Origin of the sequence: Reyranella sp., assembly GCF_030651995.1 — a bacterium.
GTDB lineage: Bacteria > Pseudomonadota > Alphaproteobacteria > Reyranellales > Reyranellaceae > Reyranella.
This window is the reverse complement of the sequence record NZ_JAUSBN010000021.1, coordinates 32,613-50,670: the sequence shown is the minus strand read 5'-3', so window position 1 is coordinate 50,670 and position 18,058 is coordinate 32,613. Positions and strand designations below refer to the sequence as shown.

Below are 18,058 nucleotides of genomic sequence, written 5' to 3'. Positions count from 1 at the left end.
AGAGCGGCAAGCCGTAGCTTTCACACAATCCCGACGGGCACCCACCGCAGGCGCGGTTCGCAAGACCAGCAGGACGGTGCGAGTTATGTCCGCTGCCCAGATAGAGGCGGAAAATTGCAATGGCCGTGATCCTCGTCGTTGAAGACGAAGCACTTCTCCGCATGTTGGCGGAGGGGATGATCCAAGGCTTGGGGCACCAGACCTTTTCAGCCGGCGATGTAGACGAGGCGCTTTCCCTCGTGCGTTCCCCCCAGCATCTCGATGCGCTCTTTACCGATATCCGCTTAAAGTCAGCGCCGCTGGGCGGCTTTGAACTTGCCCATGAGGCAATCACGCTTCGGCCGAGATTGCGTGTGCTCTACGCGACAGGCAATTCCCTGACCGACAAGACAAAAGCTCTGTTTGTCGAAGGCGCACATTTTCTTCCAAAGCCATACATGGATCATCAGCTTCAGAGCTCCATTGAAGCCATGCTCGCAGCGTAACCGTGAGTCGAGCCATTCATGAGGAACAACGACCATGCCTGGCGTGACGACGAACGTTCTGCAGGAGAACGACGAGCGCTATCGGACCTTGTTCGACCTGTGCCCCACAGCCGTCTATTCCTGTGATGCCTCGGGTGTGATTCAGCAATTCAATCGCCAGGCTGCGGAACTATGGGGCCGCGAGCCAGCGACAGGAGACACCGACGGCCGGTTTTGCGGCTCATTCAAGTCGTTCCGTTCGGATGGCAGTTTTCTGCCGCACGAGCAGTGCCCCATGGCCGATGTGGCGAGTGGCAAAACATCCGAGGTGCACGACGCGGAAGTGCTCATCGAGCGGCCTGACGGCTCGCGGGTCACGGTCGTCGTCAATGCTCGTCCAGTGAAGAACAAGCTCGGAGTAGTCACGGCGGCAATCAGTTGCTTTTATGACATCACCGCGCGCAAACAGGCGGAAGAGGCACTGCTCAAGGAAGGGGCCCTGCAGAGCGCGATTTTCAACAGCGCCAACTTTTCGAGTATTGCCACCGACGCCAAGGGCGTCATCCAGATTTTCAACGTCGGCGCCGAGCGGATGCTGGGCTACACGGCCGCCGAGGTGATGAACAAGATCACGCCGGCCGACATTTCCGATCCGCAGGAAGTGGTCGCGCGCGCCAAAGCGCTCAGCGTCGAGCTTGGGACCCCGATCACGCCGGGCTTCGAGGCCCTGGTCTTCAAGGCCTCGCGCGGCATCGAGGACATCTACGAGCTGACCTACATCCGCAAGGATGGCAGCCGGTTCCCGGCCGTGGTGTCGGTGACGGCGCTGCGCGACGCGCAGGCGACCATCATCGGCTATCTGTTGATCGGCACCGACAACACGGCGCGCAAGCGGGTCGAAGCCGAGCAACAAAAGCTCGATCAGCGCCTGCGCGACCAGCACTTTTATACCCGCTCGCTGATCGAATCCAACATCGACGCGCTGATGACCACCGACCCCTCGGGCATCATCACCGACGTCAACAAGCAGATGGAGGCGCTGACCGGCTGCACGCGCGACGAGCTGATCGGCGCGCCGTTCAAGGCCTATTTCACCGATCCCGAGCGGGCCGAAGCGGCGATCAGGCTCGTTCTGAGCGAAAAGAAGGTCACCGACTACGAGCTGACGGCGCGCGCCCGCGACGGGACGAAAACGGTGGTGTCCTACAACGCGACCACTTTTTACGACCGGGACCGCACGCTGCAGGGCGTCTTCGCCGCGGCACGCGACGTCACGGAGAGCAAGCGGGTCGAGATGGAGCTGAAGCAGGCCATGGCCGTGGCCGAGAGCGCGAGCAGGACCAAGTCAGATTTCCTGGCGAGCATGAGTCATGAGATCCGAACGCCCATGAATGCGATCATGGGTATCGCGGACCTGCTCGCGAAGACCACCCTTTCCCCGGAGCAAGACAAGTATGTGCAGATTTTTCGCCGTGCCGGCGACAATCTGCTGAATCTCATCAACGACATCCTCGATCTCTCCAAGGTCGAGGCCTCGCAGCTCGAGCTGGAACACACCGGGTTCTCGTTGAGCGAACTGCTGGAGAAAGTAACGGAGATGGTGTCACTCCGGGCTCATGAGAAAGGCCTGACACTGGTGTGCGAGATCGCGCCGAACGTGCCCATCGACCTGGTCGGCGACCCGACCCGGCTGCGGCAGGTGTTGCTCAATTTGCTCGGCAACGCGATCAAGTTCACGGAATCCGGCAAAGTGGCCCTGCGAATCACACTGGATGCGGACTCCTCCGTTCCGACCGCATTGCGTTTCGAGGTCTCGGACACCGGCATCGGCATTCAGGGCGCGAAACTGGGCCAGGTGTTTGAGCGATTCACCCAGGCCGATTCATCCACCACGCGCAGGTTCGGGGGCTCGGGGCTGGGGCTGACGATTTCGAAGCGGCTGGTAGAGCTGATGGGTGGACGCATCTGGGCCGAAAGCGATGTCGGGGAAGGCAGTGTGTTTTCCTTCGCCGTGCCGCTGGAGATCTGGGCCGGTGCCAGGCGGCAGGCGACCGTGCCGGTCGGTGCGGGTCCCGAGCCGCCGCTACCGGCGCTTCGTATTCTTCTGGCGGAGGACTCGCCTGACAACTGTACGATCACGATGGCCTATCTGGCGGACACGCCGTATCGGGTCGACATCGCCGAGACCGGAGCCATCGCCTGCGAGAAATTTGCATCGGGACAATACGACCTCGTCCTGATGGACCGCCAAATGCCGGTCATGGACGGCTTGACCGCGACGCGGACGATTCGAGCGTGGGAGCGGGCGAACGGCCAGCTGCCCACACCGATCATCGCGCTTACGGCCTCAGCCTTGAAGGGCGATCGAGAAATGTGTCTGGCGGCGGGGTGTACGGCCTATCTGTCGAAGCCAATCAAACAGGAGGTGCTGCTGCAAGCCATCAAGGAGCACTGCATCGTCGCGCCTCCGTCATCAGGAGAGGAAAGCCGCCCGGAGGGCACGATCCTTGTGCGCACGAAGCCTAAACTCGCAGACCTGATCCCGGCGTATCTGCAGAACTGCAGGCAGAACGTCATCGCGATGGCGGACGCCCTGGATCGGGTCGACTTCGAGACCGTGACGTTTCTGGGTCACCAGATGAAGGGCTCCGGCGGTGCCTTTGGCTTCCAGGCCATCACTGACATCGGCGCCGCCCTTCAAGAGGCGGGCGAGAGTGCCGACACCGCCGCATCGCGCAAGTCGATGGGCGACTTGTCCAGCTACCTCGATCGTGTCGCAACCATTTCCGATTAGTCCAGACGCGACGACATCGGGATGACGCGCGGGATCACGGCGGCAGCCGGGGCGCTGGGCATCACGATCCACGATCACCTGGTGATCGGCCGCAAGGGGCACGCGAGCGTCAGGAGCCTGCGTCTGCCTTGAACTGGCTGCGCCTTGAAGGAAGCTCGGCCCAAGCGGGTCCCTTCTCTAGATGCGCCTCATCGCGCGCGCTGCGTGGCGGAGACGATCTCTTCCTCGACCTCCCGCAACCGGTCCTTGCCGAAATACATTTCGTCGCCGACGAAGAATGTCGGGCTGCCGAAGTTGCCGCGCGCCACCGACGCCTCGGTGTTCGCGATCAGCTTGTCCTTGATCGACTGCTCCTGGGTGCGATCGAGGATCGCCCGGCCATCGAGTCCCGAGGCATCGAGCGCGTCCTGGATGACCGCGGCATCGTCCATCTTCTTCGGCTCCTCCCACATATGGCGGAAAACCTGATCGACGTAGCGGTCGAAGAATCCATCGCACTCGGCGACCAGTGCGCCGCGCATGATCTGCACGGTGTTGACGGGGAAATGCGGGTTCCTCCGGAACCCGGTGAGACCGTGCTTGCGGATGAACCGCTCGGTCTCGCGCTGCGCGTACTCGCCCTTGTTCCTGATGCCCTTGAACTGCACCATGGGTGGCTGGTTGTTGGTCAGCTTGAAGACGCCGCCGAGCAGCACCGGAACATAGGCGATCTGCACGCCGGTCCGCGCCGCAAGGGCGGGCAGGACCTTGTGGCAGAAATAGGCGTTGGGGCTGCCGAAATCGAAGTGAAACTCGACTTTTGGACTCATGATCAAACCCTCCGAGGGTACATGGTACTCACTTGGCCTGTTGAAGAGGCCGTTGCAAAAGGGCCAGCGCCGCGCCGGTCATCAACACGCCCGCGGCCACCAGCAGACTGATGCCGATGTTGCCGAACAGGTCTGCCACCAGCCCGGCTCCGTAGGGGCCCGCGATCTGGGCCACGGCAAAGATCAGCGTAAACAGGCTGATGGCGCTTCCCCAGGCTTGTGGCGGCAGGTTCTGCCGCACGAAGTTAGCACCCGCGCCGGGGACCATGAAGAGAAGACCACTGCCGACACCAGCAACACGGGCCCTTTCGGCAACACCACCGGCAAAGCGGTGCCGATGGCGATGCAGGTCATGATCAAGGCCATCGGCAAGCCCGAGGCATGGCGCGCCATGACGCGCCGCCACACGAACGGCGACACGCAGATGCTGGCGCCCAGCACGACCCACACGAAGGCGATGAAGCCGGCGCTCGCCCGCTGCTCGCTCATCCACGCAGACAGGAAAGTCAGGTAGACGAAGTAGCCGAGGCCGAAGCACGCATAGCCGGCCATCACGGGCAGCATGCGGCGCACCGGCAAGGGCGTCGGCTCGGTCAGTCCCGCCTGCACCGGCGCGTGCAGCCGCGAGGCCGCCCATAGGCCGAGCGGCAGGGCACAAAGGCTGACGGCACCGATGGCCATCCAGCCCACCGGCCACGACGCCGGTCCCCATGTGTCCAGCATCAGCGGCAAGCTCCCGCCGGTCAGCACCACGCCCAGGCCACCCCCCGCGCCGAATACTATGGCGATGGCCAGCGCGCTGCGGCGTGCATCACCCGGGAACAGCCCCGCCGCGAGCGCGCCCGCGGTGGAGAACGACAGCGCCCCCAGCAGGCCCACGGCGAAGCGCCAGAACGTCTGCCACGCCAACCCGGCGTCCAGCCCCGTGGCCAGCAGGGCCACGGCGGTGGTGGCCATGCCGAAGGCGAAGATGCGTGCGGGGGAGACGCGGCGGATGATCAACATGGTGAGCACTGCGCCCCCGAGGTAGCCCAGTGCGTTGGCGGTATTCAGCCAGCCGGCTTGCGCGTAGGTCCACCCCATCTCGGACTTCATCGCCGGAAGCAGCAGACCGTAGGCCAGGCGGGCAAAGCCGTGGGTCACGCAGACGCCCAGCGCAAGGCCGGCCAGCACCAGCCAGGGCCGCGCCCGGGCTGCGGTCTTCATGCGGCGCGCTGCCGGGTGTTCATGTCTGTCCTCGGAAGGTTACCGCCCCTGTCCCAACGCGCGTGCGAGATCGGCTCAATCGAACCCGTGGAAATGCGCGACATTGGCCAGGGCCTCGCGCTCGCTCACCAGCGTGTTCTCGATCTTGGAATGATCGGCGAAGCCCAGCGCCAGGCCGGAGACGAGCGCCTGGTCCGCCGGAATGCCCAGATGCTTGAAAACGGGCTTCTGATACGGGATCCACGCCGCCTGCGGGCAGGTGTCGAGGCCGAACTCCCGGGCCGCGAGCATGATCGTCTGCAGGTACATGCCGGCATCCGCCCAGTTGCCGCGGCCCAGGTAGGAATCCACCGTCACGAACAGGCCGACCGGCGCGTCGAAGAACAGGAAGTTGCGGGCCGCCTGCCGGGCGCTGGCGACGCGGTCCCCCTTGGGAACGCCGACGAGGCCATAGAGCGACCAGCCGACGCCGCGACGGCGATCGCGGTGCACAGGCTTCCACTCCGGCGGATAGTAGTCGTAGTCCTCGTACTTCTCCCCGCCGCCGCTGCGCACGAGCGCGAGCACGTCGTCGGTGATGGCCTGCTTGACGGCGCCGGCGCAGACGTAGACGTGCCACGGCTGCGTATTGGTGCCGCTCGGCGCACGCTGCGAGACCTGCAGGATCTTCTCGATCGTGTCCTTCGGCACCGGATCGGGCCGGAAGGCGCGGATCGACTTGCGGCTTGCGATGGCGTCCAGAACGTTCATGGGATTTCCCTTTGGTGGCAATGCTGCTGTCGACCTGCCGCGAGGCGCCGCGCGCGACTAGGCGCCCTTGAAGACCGGCGGGCGCTTCTCGATGAAGGCGCGCACCGCCTCCTTGTGGTCCTGGGTCTGCGCGACCCGGACCAGGCGATCGGCTTCCCAGTCGAGACAGGTCCTGAAGTCGGCCTGCGTGGCACGGTTGATGTTCTGCTTCATGTATCGGAGGGCAAGCGGCGGGCCGCTGGCAATCTGCTTCGCCAGCTCGGCCGCCCGGGTCGCCAGGTCTTCGTCGGCGACGACCTCGTTCAGCAGGCCCAGCGCCAATGCCTCCTCGGCGTACACGCGGCGCCCGGTGAAGTAGATCTCCTTTGCCTTCGCCGGGCCGACGATCTGCGTGAGCTGCCACGAGCCGCCATAGTCGCCCGAGAGCCCGATCGCGGCAAAGCCGGACGCATAGAAGGCGCTGGTTGCGCCGATCCTGATGTCGCACGCGAGCGCGATCGACATGCCCGCCCCGGCAGCGGCGCCCGGCAGGGCGGCGATGGTTGGCTTCGCCAGCTCGTACAGGCGCAGGGTCAGGGTCTGCTGGCGGTGCTGGAGCGCGCGAATCCTGTCGTCGATCGTGCGATCGTCGGGGCTGCCGCCGGCCATGCCCTTGACGTCGCCACCGGCGCAGAAGGACTTGCCGACGCCGGTGAGGATGATCGCGCGGACGTCCGGATCGGCCTCCAGCACGAGCAGGATCTCGCGCAGCGCGGGCGTGACGACATCGCCCAGCGCGTTGCGCTTCTCCGGCCGGTTGAACGACACGGTGGCGACGTGGTCCGCCACCGCGCACAGAAGCTGGTCCGTGCCGGTATCGACCGCCCGGGACATCACGCCGCCCAGGCGCGCTTCAGGGCCGGCCGCGCATTCAACCGCTCGATATAGGCGGCGACGTTGGGCTTGTCAGAGACGTCCGCTCCAAGCCGGCGCGCCACCGTGCAGGCATGCCCGGTCATGATGTCGGCGCCGCTGAAGTCTCCGGCGAGGAATTCGCGTCCGGCGAGATGGACGTCGATGGCGCCGAGCATGCGCGACAGGAGCTTGGTGGCTCGGTCGACGTTGACCTGATTGCGACGATCCGGCGGAAGGAGGATGGTTTCGACCACGATGATGTTCACCGGCGGCATGATCATGCCCTCGGCGTAATGCAGCCATTGCAGATACTGCGGGAACTCCGGCGAGGCCGTGTCCGGCACCAGGCGCCCCTTGCCATGCTTGGCGAGAACATACTGAACGATCGCACCCGACTCGAAGATCGTGGTGTCGCCATCCTGCAGGGCCGGCACCCGGCCCATCGGATGGACCTTGAGATACTCGGGCGAGCGCATGCCGGGATCACCGAGCTTGTGCTTTTCGAGATCGTACGGCAGCCCCAATTCCTCGAACAGCCAGACGATGCGGACCGAGCGGGTGTTTGGGGCGTGGTAGATCTTCATGACGTTCCTCGTGGCCGAAGCAGATGTGCCGGCGCGTGCGGTGCGACCGGACGACCGGCAAGACTGATTGAATCGGCCGACCGCCTGTGCGAGCGTAGCTTCAATAATTGAAGTGAGTCAACATGAGCCGCTCCGACTTGTCGCGATCGACTTGTAGTGTCGCCCGTACGATCGAGATCGTGGGCGACACTTGGGCGTTGATGATCTTGCGGGAGATGTTCCTCGGATCACACCGGTTCGACGAACTGCAGCAGTTCACCGGTGCCTCTCCGCTCATCCTGAGCCGACGATTGAGAAGGTTCGAAGCCGAGGGCATCGTCGAGCGCCGCCTCTATTCGGAGCACCCGCCGAGGCACGAATATCGGCTGACGCGGAAGGGACGCGACCTGTGGCCACTGATCATTGCGCTCAAGGAGTGGGGCGACCAATGGCTCTCGGGAAAGGGGCCACCGCCGGTCGCCTTGCGGCACACGGGCTGCGGGCAAACCACCCGACCCATCCTGGTTTGTTCGGCGTGCGGCGATCCGATCGACGCAATCACCGCGCGGCCTCATCTGTCAGCCGCAATGGCACGTGAACGCAATGCGCTGAGGTCCAGGTGACGCCGCGGGCGTGATCTCCAGCATCCTTCGGCCGATCCCAAACTCTCACGCGACAACACCGAGGCGATCCGCCAGGTCATGGGAATGCCGGCCTTTTGGACTGGACCGCCATCCACCAGCTGAACGGCGTGCCGAGGCAATGGCGTCCCGACCCTGTCGCTTCCTCGGCGCCTTCACGAACTCGGGATCACCGCAGCCGCCATCGGCATCAGGAGGCAATTCTGTCCGCACGGCTTCCCAAAGCCACGTCACATGCGTGGGAAAGCGTGCTTCGGTTCACTCAAGTCCAACCGCCTTCCGGAACTGGCGACTTCTTTCGCATCGGCGGCTGGACCTGCTCACCTCGATCGAGATCAGCAGCACCTCCTATTCGAGGTTCCAGCCGGCGAGCCAAGCCAGGTGGCGCGCCGCGCGCCGTTACCCTCTATCCCCCTGGACCTGCCGCGCCCTCACCTGCTCAGGCTCTTAGCCACCCGGCGATTGCGTCCTGACGTGGCAGTCCACCCGCATGAACGACCTTGCCTTCGACGACGATGCCCGGCGTCGAGGCGATTCCGTAGCCGGCGATCGCGGCGTAGTCGGTCACCTTCTCGACCGTCACCGCGATGCCGAGTTTGGCGGCTTCGGTCTTGACCATCTCGGCCGCGGCGTCGCAGCGCTTACAGCCGGGGCCGAGAATTTTAACGTCTTTCATGGGATCTCTCCTCTGTCAGTGGAACAGCGCATTGAACAGGAAGCCGACTGCCAGGATGCCGGTGCCGACGACGGCCACGAACACGGCGATCAGCTTCAGCGACAGCACCTTGCGCAGGATGATCATCTCGGGGAGCGAGAGGGCGATCACGCTCATCATGAAGGCGAGCGTCGTTCCGAGCGCGGCTCCCTTGCCGAGAAGGGCTTCCACGACCGGGATGATCCCGGCGGCGTTCGTGTACATCGGGATGCCGAGCGCGACGGCTGCCGGCACGGACCACCAGGCGTCAGCCCCCATGATCCGTACCATCAGCTCGGCGGGCACGTAGCCGTGAATCAGCGCGCCCGCGGCAATGCCCGCGATCAGCCACATCCACACCCGCCCGACGATATCCGTCACGGCCTCGACGCCGGCCTTCAGGCGGTCCACGATCGTGATCTGCTCGTCGGGCAACTCGAGGGCGCCGGCCCGGATCTCGCGCACCCAGGGCTCCAGCCAGCCCTCGAGCTTCAGCTTGCCGATGACGAATCCGCCGACGATCGCTACGGAAAGGCCGAAGGCGAGATAGGTCAGCGCCACTTCCCAGCCGACCAACGCGAACAGGAGGCCCAGGGCCACCTCGTTGATCATGGGCGCGGCGATCAGGAACGAGAAAGTGACCCCCAGCGGCACGCCGGCACTGACGAAGCCGATGAACAGGGGCACGGCCGAGCACGAGCAAAACGGCGTCAGAATTCCAAGCCCGGCGGCAGCGACGTTGCCGACGCCCTCGGCGCGCCCCGCCAGCATGGCGCGTGTCTTCTCGGGCGAGAAGAAGCTGCGCACGATACCCATGGCAAACACGACCAGGGTGAGAAGCAGGAGCACCTTCGGCGTATCGTAAACGAGGAAGGCGATTGCCTCGCCGAGGTGGCTCGAGCGCTCGACCGGCAGCACCGAGACGATCCATTCCGAGAACGGGATGAGTTGCGAATAGAGCAAGCCCCAGAGGACGAGACCGGCCACGGTGGCGGCAAGCCACCTCCAGGTGGCGTCACGTTCGCCGCCGGGCTGACGCAACGACGATTCGATCGACATCCGGCTGCTCCTTTCAGGTCATCTGGCAGAGCCTGAGAATGATCGCTATGGATACACGAACCTTCGGCCTTCTCTCGCTCTGCCACCTTGATCCACCGCAAGGAGCGGGCCGGCCAGACTTGCAATGTTCCAGCGTCGCCGCGATCGTGGCTCGGGAGCTGGGCTACCGCTGCACATCGAGCGCATCTTCGGCCTGTCGCCGTAGATCAGGGAGGCTTTCGTGATCTTCCAGAAGATTCTCGTGGCTGTCGACGGCGCGCCAATCTCGGCGCACGCGGCTGATATCGCGGCAGAGTTGGTGCAACTCGCGGGAGCGGAGATGGCATTCGTCCATGTCATCGACGCCGAACTCGTGAACGCCGCCGACACCGGCATTCAACCCGATGTATTTGTCGCCTCCGCCAAGGAGGACGCGCGAAAGCTGATCGACGATTTTCGCAAACGCCTCCCGCAGCAGGTGGCCGCCCTGGACTTCGTTCCGATCGGTGCTCCGCATACCGAGATCGTCAATGCCGCGAGGGACTGGCCGGCCGACCTGATCGTGATCGGCAGCCATGGACGGGGCGGCATAAAGCGCGCCCTGCTGGGGAGCGTCGCCGAGAGCGTCATGCGCAATGCCCCCTGTCCGGTTCTGGTCGTGCGGGCAAAAACCTAGCCTCGTCTCATCTGCGCCCGCAGCGGACTTGTTGAGTTCCATTTCGAGCTATACTTCCCGCCATGACTGGAAAAATCCTTGTCGGCATCGGCGGCTGGACCTTCGAGCCGTGGCGCGGCGTCTTCTATCCCGAGGACCTGACCCAGAAGCGCGAGCTGGAATATGCCAGCCGGCAGCTCACTTCGATCGAGATCAACGGCACCTATTATTCAAGCTTCAAGCCGGCAAGCTGGGCCAAGTGGCGCGACGAGACGCCGGACGGCTTCGTCTTTGCCGTCAAGGCCTCGCGCTTCTGCACCAATCGAAAGGTGCTGGCCGACGCGGGCGAATCGGTGCAGCGCTTCGTGACGCAGGGGCTGGTCGAACTGAAGGACCGGCTGGGCCCGATCAACTGGCAGTTCATGGCCACCAAGAAGTTCGAGCCTGCGGACTTCGAGGCCTTCCTGAAGCTGCTGCCGCGCGAGATCGGCACGCTGCCGCTGCGCCATGCGCTGGAGGTCAGGCACGACAGCTTCAAGGACGAGCGCTTCTACGCTCTTGCCGCCAAGTACAACGCCGCGATCGTCTATGCCCACGACAAGGATTTCCCCGAGATCGACCAGCCGACGGCCGACTTCACCTATGCCCGCCTGATGCAGTCCGAGGAGAAGGTGAAGACCGGCTACAAACCGGCAGACATCGACAAGTGGGCCAAGCGCGCCAAGGCCTGGGCGAAGAAGGGCGACGCCTTCGTCTACTTCATCTCCGGCGCCAAGGTCCGCAATCCCGCCGCGGCCCAGGCGATGATCAAGAAGCTCGGGAAATAGCAGCCGCCGCTTGACTCCTGCAGGGTCGGCACCTAATTGTTAACTCTATGGTTAACAATAAAAGCGTCACGCTCGACCGCACCTTCGCCGCCCTCGCCGACCCGACGCGACGGGCGCTGCTGGCCCGCCTCGACGCCGAGGAAGCCGTCACGGTCAGCGAGCTGGCGCGGCCCTTCCCGGTCTCGCTGCCGGCCATCATGAAGCATCTCGACGTGCTCTCCGACGCCGGCCTGATCGTGCGCTCCAAGTCCGGCCGCACCGTCACCTGCCAGCTCAAGGCCGAGCCGATGGAGCAGGCGATGAACTGGCTCGCCCACTACCAGCGCTACTGGACCCAACAGCTCGATCGCCTCGCCACCTTCCTGGAGGAAGAAGACAAATGGCCAGCAAGCCCAGCCTCGCCCTCAAGCGCCGCCTCAACGCCCCGCCCGAGAAAGTCTACGAAGCCTGGACGCAGCCCGAAAAAATGATCCGCTGGTGGGGGGTCACCGGCCACCACAAGACACCCATCGCCGAGACCGACCTCCGGGTCGGGGGCCGTTTCCGGGTCCAGTTCTGGACGCCGGACGACGAGCATCACAGCGTGAGCGGCGTCTATCGCGAGATCGCGCCGCCCACCAAACTGGTCTTCTCCTGGGCCTGGCAGAGTACGCCGGAGCGCGAGTCGCAGGTCACGATCGACCTGAAGGCGGACAAGGACGGCACACTCCTCACCCTGACCCACGAGCAGTTCTTCGACGAGAAGGCACGCGACGGCCATCGCGGCGGCTGGGGCATGGCGCTCGACAAGCTCGAGGAGCTGTTTGCGTGAACCACGCCGCCTTCCGCACGCCCGTCGGCCTGAGCGACGCCGGCCTCTGGGCGTTGCAGTTCGCCGCGTTGCCCGACGATGTCGCCGGGCTCGCGAAGGTGCTGCAGGGACTGCTCATCCACGAGCATATGCCGGATGTCTATGGCGTCAGGCTCTCGGACCGACAGCGGGGCGAACCCCATACCCGCAGCGCGGAGGAGATCCTCGAGCGGATCGCCGTCCAAGACCCGCAGCCGCTGTCCCGGGCCCGCTCGCCTGCAGAGCGTTTCGCGGGGTGCTGCCGACACTACGCTCTGCTGCACGTCGCGATGCTCAGGAGCAAGGGGATCGCGGCCCGGGCGCGCTGCGGCTTCGGCGCCTACTTCACGAAGGACAGGTTCATCGACCACTGGGTGGCGGAGGTTTTCGACGCGGCGCGGCGGCGCTGGATCCTCGTCGACGCCCAGATCGACGACCGGCAGCGCACCCTGTTCGGCATCGACTTCGACACCTTGGACGTGCCGCGCGACAGGTTCCTGGTGGCGGGCGATGCCTGGCGGCTGTGCCGCGCCGGCCAGGCGGACCCGCAGTGCTTCGGGGTCCTGGACATGGCCGGCCTCTGGTTCATCGCCAGCAACGTCATTCGCGATGTGGCCGCGCTCAACAACCGCGAGATGCTGCCCTGGGACGTCTGGGGCGGCATGACCCTGGTCGACAGTGAGATCGATCCCGCCTTCATCGACCGGCTGGCCCGCCTGACGCGCAAACCCGACGAGCACCTCGACGATCTGCGGGCCGTCTACGACGACCCGCGCATCGCGGTGCCCCCGACCGTCTTCAACGCCGTCCTCCGCCGCCCGGAAGCGGTTTCCCCGTTCGCCCTTTCGGCCTAAGCTGCTCCGGTCTGACCGGAGCTTCCAGAACCGAAGGAGGCATGCATGCCTGCACTCTCGCTCGACCACTACAACGTCTACTGCGCCAACCTCGAGGCGACCGTGCGCTTCTACGAGCGCTATGTCGGCCTGACCAACGGCGACCGTCCGCCCTTCCCCTTCCCCGGCGCCTGGATGTACGCGGGGGACAAGGCGATCCTGCATCTCATCTCCGAGAGCGGCCGCACCGACCAGGGCAGCGGCGCGATCGACCATATCGCCATCAACTGCGCCGACATCCGCGGCACCCTCGACCAGATCAAGCAGGACGGCCTGCCCTTCGAGGTCAAGAAGGTGCCGGCGCGACCGCTGCAGCAGGTCTTCGTCCATGATCCCGACGGCGTGATGATCGAACTCAACTTCTGGCACGAGGAAGACGTGGCGGAGCTCCAGGGTTACGACCCGATGAGCAACAAGATCACGGCCGAGAAGCAGAAGGTCCCGGCCTAGATGTTTCGGGCGGTGCGCGTCGCCGCCCTAACGCTGCTGCTCTGCGCCTCGGCCTTTGGTGGAGCGCAGGCGCAGAAGCGCGAGACGATTTCCTTCGAGAGCCGGCAGAAGGGCGAGCCCGTACAGGTTACAGCGGAGATCACCTGGCCGGCAAATCCCGGCGGAGGCCCCGTGCCGGCGATGGTGATCCATCACGGCAGCGGCGGTGTCGGGGAGCGCGAGGCCCACTACGTCCGCGAACTCGTGCCGATGGGCGTCGCCACCGTCGTGATCGACTCCTTCAAGCCGCGCGGCGTCACCTCGACCGTGCTCGACCAGTCCGCCGTCACCGGCCAGGACTTCAACCTCGACGCGCTGGCCGCGCTCAAGGCGCTCGCTGCCGATCCGCGCATCGACCGGCGCCGCATCGGCATCATGGGCTTCTCCAAGGGGGGCACGTCGGCACTGATGGCCTCACACGAGCAGCTCGTCCTCGCCGCCGGCGGCACGCCGGGCGGGCCGCGTTATGCGCTGCACGTACCATTATATCCGTCGTGCTATTCGCACTACTACCAGCCTCATACGACCGGCGCGCCAATCTACCTGCTGCTGGGTGGCGCCGATACCTATGTCGGTTACGAGCCCTGCGTGTCCTACGGGGAAGCACTGCGCGCGGCGGGCGCCACGATCCAGACCAAAGTCTTTCCCGGCGCGATGCATGGGTTCGATTACGGTCCGCGCTACTCAATTCCGAACGGCGAGAACTACTCGAAGTGCGTGAACCAGCAGCAGCCGGACCGCTCCTGGGTGATGCGCGACAGCGGTATCGTCACCTTCGGTCCCGGCGGAAAGCCGATTCCCGGTGCGATCGCCAACGCCGTGGCCGCCTGCAAGACACTGGGTGTCAAGGGTGGCGCCGACGACGCGGCGGCGAAGCAGTCGATGGAAGACCTCAAGGCCTACGTGCGGCGACACCTGCTCGGCGGCTAGCCTCAGTCGAGCGTCTGCGTGGCGGCGAGTTCATCCCAATAATCCGGCGGTAGCAGGTCGCGCCCGGCCAGTAGGCAGTCGAGATAGGCGCGTTGCGGCTTGAGGCCTTCAGCCTGCATCAGGGCGACGTAGACGATCGCCTCGACCTTCTCTCCGGTATCGCCGCGCATCACGCCGATCGTGCGACGCTCGTAATGCCGGTCGGCGACGCCTTCGTAGATGTCGAGTACGGCGAAGCCCGCGTCAGGCAGGGCGTTCAGCGTGCCATGCACGACGCCGCCCCCTGCCGGCACGATGTTGGCAGCCGCGGCGCCCTTCAAGTGACGCGCCGGCTTGTCGAAGACGAGCCGCCAGCCGTCGAGCCGGCCCGCGATACGCTCGCTGCGCGGCACCCCTCGTGGCGCCAGCCGCTGATCGAACAGGCGTACGGGGTCCATGTTGGAGCCGTAGGCGAAGTACCAGGTCAGGCCATCCGCCATACGCGCACCCCTTCTTCGTAACCGCGGATCTCGACGGGACCGAGATCCACTGCCCCGTCACACGGGGTCGAATCATGCACCGACTGCGAGATCAGCAACTGCGCTCCGACTTCCTTGGTGAGCTGTTCGAGGCGGGCGGCGAGGTTCACCGTGTCGCCGATCACCGTGTATTCCTTGCGTTGCGGCGAGCCGACCGTGCCCGTCACCGCCTCGCCGAGATGGACGCCGATCCCCACTTTCAACGCCCAGCCGGGATGGGTGTCGTTCCACCGTCCGACCGTGTCGATCATGGCGCGGGCCGCCGCCAGCGCGTTGCGCGCCGCCGCGGGATCTTCGAGCGGTGCCCCGAACACCGCCATGAATCCGTCGCCCAGGAACTTGTTGATGATGCCGTTGTTGCGGTCCACCACCTCGATCATCTCGGCGAAGAAGGCGTTGAGCAGTGCCACCGTCTCCTCGGCGCTGCGCCGGCGCGTCATCGCCGTGAAGCCGCGAATGTCGAGGAACAGCACGCACACGGGGCGCATCTCGCTCGGCGGATCGGTGCGCGTCGCCAGCAGGCGGTCGACCACGGCGGGCGAGACATGCTGGCCGAACAGGTTGGTCACCCGATCGCGCGCCGCCACGGCCCGCACCGACTTCTCGAACTGGGCGCGCAGGCTGGTTGCGACGAAGCCCGCCACCAGCCCGCAGGCGAACAGGACGAGGGTGCGGCTGAAATGGAACAGCAGTGTTTCCTGCGGGATGTTGCCCCACGGCTCGAGTGGCACCAGCCACAGGACCAGTACGATCTGCTGCAAGGCAGCGACGCTGCCGGTCCAGACCGACAGCCAGAAGTCGAGCCGCAGGGTCGAAAGCAGGATGAAGATGAAGTAGAGCAGCGGCGGCCAGAAGCTGAACACCAGCAGCGGGTCCATGTAGTGGCTGAGCGAAATGATGACGGCAGCCGGTAGCGACGTCTCGATCAGCGCATTGGCGAATCGCCCCACTCGCGGGAAATCGAGGTCCCGCATGGCCCTGAAACGCAGGAAAGTCAGCGAACCCAGTTCGTAAAGGAGAAAGGGGGCCACGCCCAGCAGAGGAACCCAGCCCGGCACGTCGCGCTGGAACATGCGGGCGGAATAGCCGGGAAAGAAGTTGGCGACCACGAGCGTGCCCGCCAGCAGCACAGCGAGAATGATCGCAAGGGCGCGCATGCGCTGCTGCTCGCTGCGGATGATCTCGCGGCGGAGCGCGTCTGAGAAGAAGTCGGGCGCCGCGGGAGGCATCGGCCGCCAAACTAGCCAGAGCCGCCGGGCTCCACAACGGGCCGGGGCGGTGCTAGGTACACTTCATGTCGATGAAGGAGATCGCGCGGGAGATCCAGGGCAAGGTCGCCAACCTCGCACTGCGCATGCCGATTTCCTGGGTGAACATCCTGGCCGGCCCGCCGATCGGGGTCGACGGCCGCACCCTGGATGGCCGTGCCCAGTGGTTTCTGAGGCTGCTCGCGTACAGCGGTCAGCCGGCCATGCACACGATGAGCGTCGCCGAGGCGCGCGAGGACTACGACGCCTTCATGAAGATGCTGGGCGGCCACCCCGCACCGGTGAGTTCCATCCTCGATCGCACCCTGCCTGGCCCCGCCGGACCGATGCGGATCCGCATCTACCGGCCGGCCGGCAGCGTGGCGCGCCTGCTGCCGACCATCCTCTATTTCCATGGAGGCGGATGGGTTATCGGGAGCCTCGAAGGCTACGATCTGGCCTGCCGCTACTTCTGCGCGCGCTCGGGCTGCGCCATCGTCTCGGTCGATTACCGGCTGGCCCCCGAACACAAGTTCCCGGCCGCGGTCGAGGATGCGGTCGCCGCCCATCGCTGGGTGGCGGGCGAGGCCGTCTCGCTTGGCCTCGACCCCGATCGCATCGTCGTGGCGGGCGATTCGGCCGGCGGGACGCTCGCCGCCGTTGTCGCCCAGGAATTGCGCCACGAGCCGCATCCGCCCTGCCTGCAGTGGCTGATCTATCCCGCGACCGACATGGCGGGCGACACCCGTTCCCATCAGAGCTGCGGCGACGGCTTCCTGCTCACCGAGGCAGACATGAGGTGGTTCCGCATGCACTACCTCCATGGCGACGGCGAGATCGGCGATCCCCGGGCCTCGCCGCTGCGCGCCGCCGACCTCGCCGGCGTGGCGCCGGCGCTGGTCTTCACCGCCGGTTTCGATCCGCTGCGCGACGAGGGCCGCGCCTATGCCGAGCGCCTGCAGGCGTCCGGCGTCAAGACCATCCATCGCGAGTTCGAGACGCTGATCCACGGCTTCATCGGCATGCGGGGTGTGGTGCATGCCGCGGCACGGGCGATGGACGACATGGTCGCAGGACTGCGCCATGAACTCGCGCAACTCGGACGATGACGGAGCATCGCAACATGGGCGACGGCACGACAGGAGCGGAAACGCGCGGCGAACGGGCGGGCCGGCGCGAACAGAACAAGGCCGAGAACCGCACCGCCCTGATCAAGGCGGCTCGTGCGGTGTTCGCCGAAATGGGCTACGGCGCGGCCAGCGTGCGCGACATCGTGCGCCGCACCGATCTCGCCTCGGGCACCTTCTACAATTACTTCAAGGACAAGGACGAGATCTTCGAGGCGGTGGTCGGGGAGCTGACCAGCGTGCTGCTGCAGCGCCATCGCGACGGCCGCGGTCGCGCCACCACGGCCGAGGCGTTCGTCCGCGAGCACTATGCCGCCTATTTCAACTTCCTGGCCGAGGATCCCGAACTGCTGGCGCTGGCGCGGTCGAGCTTCACGGCCGTCCGCACGCTCCTCGACAAGCCCGACGTGCGGGCGCTCGCGAAGGCCCTGAACGACGACATCCGCGCCGCCATCGCCCGCGGCATCCTGCCCAGCGTCGACGTCTCCTATCTCAGCGCCTCGATGTCCGGCATCGCCTTCGAAATCTCGATGGTGATGGTGGCCCGCGACCCGGTCGATCCCGCCGCCGCCGCCGAGTTCGCGACGCACCTCATGCTGGGTGGCCTCGACAAGCTGCCGCGGCGCTAATTCGAAAAGCTCCCGTCGTCTCTCCACTTCGCGCCTTCGGCGCTCCGGTCGAGACGACGGG

General features: G+C 65.6%; 21 protein-coding genes and 1 pseudogene. 13 read left to right on the top strand and 9 right to left on the bottom strand.

Annotated elements, in window-relative coordinates; genetic code table 11:
- Nucleotides 1-119: 119 nt before the first annotated feature.
- The 3 genes and pseudogenes from Q7V45_RS05075 to Q7V45_RS05065 all read left to right on the top strand — a co-directional run.
- A complete protein-coding gene (locus Q7V45_RS05075) occupies nucleotides 120-485 on the top strand; it encodes a response regulator (protein ID WP_304848005.1) in 366 nt (121 codons plus the stop codon).
- A 34-nt stretch (nucleotides 486-519) separates the two neighbouring features.
- Nucleotides 520-3,258: a PAS domain-containing hybrid sensor histidine kinase/response regulator gene (locus tag Q7V45_RS05070; RefSeq protein ID WP_304848001.1), complete on the top strand. Its 2,739-nt coding sequence runs from the start codon at nucleotides 520-522 to the stop codon at nucleotides 3,256-3,258.
- A 6-nt stretch (nucleotides 3,259-3,264) separates the two neighbouring features.
- Nucleotides 3,265-3,390 (top strand): annotated as a pseudogene (locus tag Q7V45_RS05065) (JAB domain-containing protein); the annotation flags it as partial.
- A gap of 56 nt (nucleotides 3,391-3,446) precedes the next feature.
- Here Q7V45_RS05065 and Q7V45_RS05060 read toward each other — a convergent pair.
- The 5 genes from Q7V45_RS05060 to Q7V45_RS05040 all read right to left on the bottom strand — a co-directional run bounded on the left by Q7V45_RS05060 (nucleotide 3,447) and on the right by Q7V45_RS05040 (nucleotide 7,501).
- The gene (locus tag Q7V45_RS05060; RefSeq protein WP_370692557.1) at nucleotides 3,447-4,070 is read right to left on the bottom strand and encodes a 2-hydroxychromene-2-carboxylate isomerase; all 624 of its coding nucleotides are present in this window, start codon (nucleotides 4,068-4,070) and stop codon (nucleotides 3,447-3,449) included.
- A 180-nt stretch (nucleotides 4,071-4,250) separates the two neighbouring features.
- Complete coding sequence (locus tag Q7V45_RS05055) at nucleotides 4,251-5,273, bottom strand: YbfB/YjiJ family MFS transporter (protein ID WP_304847995.1); 1,023 nt, start codon at nucleotides 5,271-5,273, stop codon at nucleotides 4,251-4,253.
- Nucleotides 5,274-5,348: 75 nt separating this feature from the next.
- Nucleotides 5,349-6,023 carry a nitroreductase gene (locus Q7V45_RS05050; RefSeq protein ID WP_304847992.1) on the bottom strand — a complete coding sequence of 225 codons (675 nt, stop codon included), beginning with the start codon at nucleotides 6,021-6,023 and terminating at the stop codon, nucleotides 5,349-5,351.
- A gap of 57 nt (nucleotides 6,024-6,080) precedes the next feature.
- The gene (locus Q7V45_RS05045; RefSeq protein WP_304847989.1) at nucleotides 6,081-6,896 is read right to left on the bottom strand and encodes an enoyl-CoA hydratase; all 816 of its coding nucleotides are present in this window, start codon (nucleotides 6,894-6,896) and stop codon (nucleotides 6,081-6,083) included.
- Nucleotides 6,896-7,501 (bottom strand): glutathione S-transferase family protein, encoded by a 606-nt coding sequence (locus Q7V45_RS05040; RefSeq protein WP_304847986.1) that lies wholly within the window; start codon nucleotides 7,499-7,501, stop codon nucleotides 6,896-6,898. Before Q7V45_RS05040 ends, Q7V45_RS05045 begins: the two co-directional genes overlap by 1 nt.
- Before the next feature lie 122 nt (nucleotides 7,502-7,623).
- On the opposite strand from Q7V45_RS05040, the gene Q7V45_RS05035 reads away from it, so the two are divergent.
- Complete coding sequence (locus tag Q7V45_RS05035) at nucleotides 7,624-8,103, top strand: helix-turn-helix domain-containing protein (protein WP_304847983.1); 480 nt, start codon at nucleotides 7,624-7,626, stop codon at nucleotides 8,101-8,103.
- A 457-nt stretch (nucleotides 8,104-8,560) separates the two neighbouring features.
- On the opposite strand, the gene Q7V45_RS05030 is transcribed toward Q7V45_RS05035, so the two are convergent.
- Together Q7V45_RS05030 and Q7V45_RS05025 are read right to left on the bottom strand one after the other, a co-directional pair.
- Nucleotides 8,561-8,797 carry a thioredoxin family protein gene (locus tag Q7V45_RS05030; protein WP_304847980.1) on the bottom strand — a complete coding sequence of 79 codons (237 nt, stop codon included), beginning with the start codon at nucleotides 8,795-8,797 and terminating at the stop codon, nucleotides 8,561-8,563.
- A 15-nt stretch (nucleotides 8,798-8,812) separates the two neighbouring features.
- A complete protein-coding gene (locus tag Q7V45_RS05025; protein WP_304847977.1) occupies nucleotides 8,813-9,874 on the bottom strand; it encodes a permease in 1,062 nt (353 codons plus the stop codon).
- Between the two features lie 220 nt (nucleotides 9,875-10,094).
- Here Q7V45_RS05025 and Q7V45_RS05020 point away from each other — a divergent pair, with 220 nt between their 5' ends.
- From Q7V45_RS05020 to Q7V45_RS04990, 7 genes are all read left to right on the top strand, one after another.
- Nucleotides 10,095-10,529 (top strand): universal stress protein, encoded by a 435-nt coding sequence (locus Q7V45_RS05020; protein WP_304847974.1) that lies wholly within the window; start codon nucleotides 10,095-10,097, stop codon nucleotides 10,527-10,529.
- 62 nt (nucleotides 10,530-10,591) lie between these two features.
- Nucleotides 10,592-11,335: a DUF72 domain-containing protein gene (locus tag Q7V45_RS05015; RefSeq protein ID WP_304847971.1), complete on the top strand. Its 744-nt coding sequence runs from the start codon at nucleotides 10,592-10,594 to the stop codon at nucleotides 11,333-11,335.
- Between the two features lie 47 nt (nucleotides 11,336-11,382).
- Nucleotides 11,383-11,805 (top strand): helix-turn-helix transcriptional regulator, encoded by a 423-nt coding sequence (locus tag Q7V45_RS05010; protein WP_304847968.1) that lies wholly within the window; start codon nucleotides 11,383-11,385, stop codon nucleotides 11,803-11,805.
- Nucleotides 11,715-12,146: an SRPBCC domain-containing protein gene (locus Q7V45_RS05005; RefSeq protein WP_304847966.1), complete on the top strand. Its 432-nt coding sequence runs from the start codon at nucleotides 11,715-11,717 to the stop codon at nucleotides 12,144-12,146. The genes Q7V45_RS05010 and Q7V45_RS05005 overlap by 91 nt, the downstream gene beginning before the upstream one ends.
- Entirely contained in the window at nucleotides 12,143-13,018 is an 876-nt protein-coding gene (locus Q7V45_RS05000) for a transglutaminase-like domain-containing protein (RefSeq protein ID WP_304847963.1), read from the top strand. Before Q7V45_RS05005 ends, Q7V45_RS05000 begins: the two co-directional genes overlap by 4 nt.
- Before the next feature lie 45 nt (nucleotides 13,019-13,063).
- Complete coding sequence (locus Q7V45_RS04995; RefSeq protein WP_304847960.1) at nucleotides 13,064-13,507, top strand: VOC family protein; 444 nt, start codon at nucleotides 13,064-13,066, stop codon at nucleotides 13,505-13,507.
- Nucleotides 13,508-14,476, top strand: coding sequence for a dienelactone hydrolase family protein (locus Q7V45_RS04990; protein ID WP_304847957.1), 969 nt, complete (start codon nucleotides 13,508-13,510; stop codon nucleotides 14,474-14,476).
- A 2-nt stretch (nucleotides 14,477-14,478) separates the two neighbouring features.
- Here Q7V45_RS04990 and Q7V45_RS04985 read toward each other — a convergent pair whose 3' ends face one another.
- Together Q7V45_RS04985 and Q7V45_RS04980 are read right to left on the bottom strand one after the other, a co-directional pair.
- Complete coding sequence (locus Q7V45_RS04985) at nucleotides 14,479-14,955, bottom strand: gamma-glutamylcyclotransferase family protein (RefSeq protein WP_304847954.1); 477 nt, start codon at nucleotides 14,953-14,955, stop codon at nucleotides 14,479-14,481.
- Nucleotides 14,940-16,223 carry an adenylate/guanylate cyclase domain-containing protein gene (locus Q7V45_RS04980; protein ID WP_304847951.1) on the bottom strand — a complete coding sequence of 428 codons (1,284 nt, stop codon included), beginning with the start codon at nucleotides 16,221-16,223 and terminating at the stop codon, nucleotides 14,940-14,942. The genes Q7V45_RS04985 and Q7V45_RS04980 overlap by 16 nt, the downstream gene beginning before the upstream one ends.
- Before the next feature lie 65 nt (nucleotides 16,224-16,288).
- Here Q7V45_RS04980 and Q7V45_RS04975 point away from each other — a divergent pair, with 65 nt between their 5' ends.
- Together Q7V45_RS04975 and Q7V45_RS04970 are read left to right on the top strand one after the other, a co-directional pair.
- Nucleotides 16,289-17,350: an alpha/beta hydrolase gene (locus tag Q7V45_RS04975; protein WP_304847948.1), complete on the top strand. Its 1,062-nt coding sequence runs from the start codon at nucleotides 16,289-16,291 to the stop codon at nucleotides 17,348-17,350.
- The gene (locus tag Q7V45_RS04970) at nucleotides 17,347-17,997 is read left to right on the top strand and encodes a TetR/AcrR family transcriptional regulator (protein ID WP_304847945.1); all 651 of its coding nucleotides are present in this window, start codon (nucleotides 17,347-17,349) and stop codon (nucleotides 17,995-17,997) included. The genes Q7V45_RS04975 and Q7V45_RS04970 overlap by 4 nt, the downstream gene beginning before the upstream one ends.
- Nucleotides 17,998-18,058 lie beyond the last annotated feature (61 nt).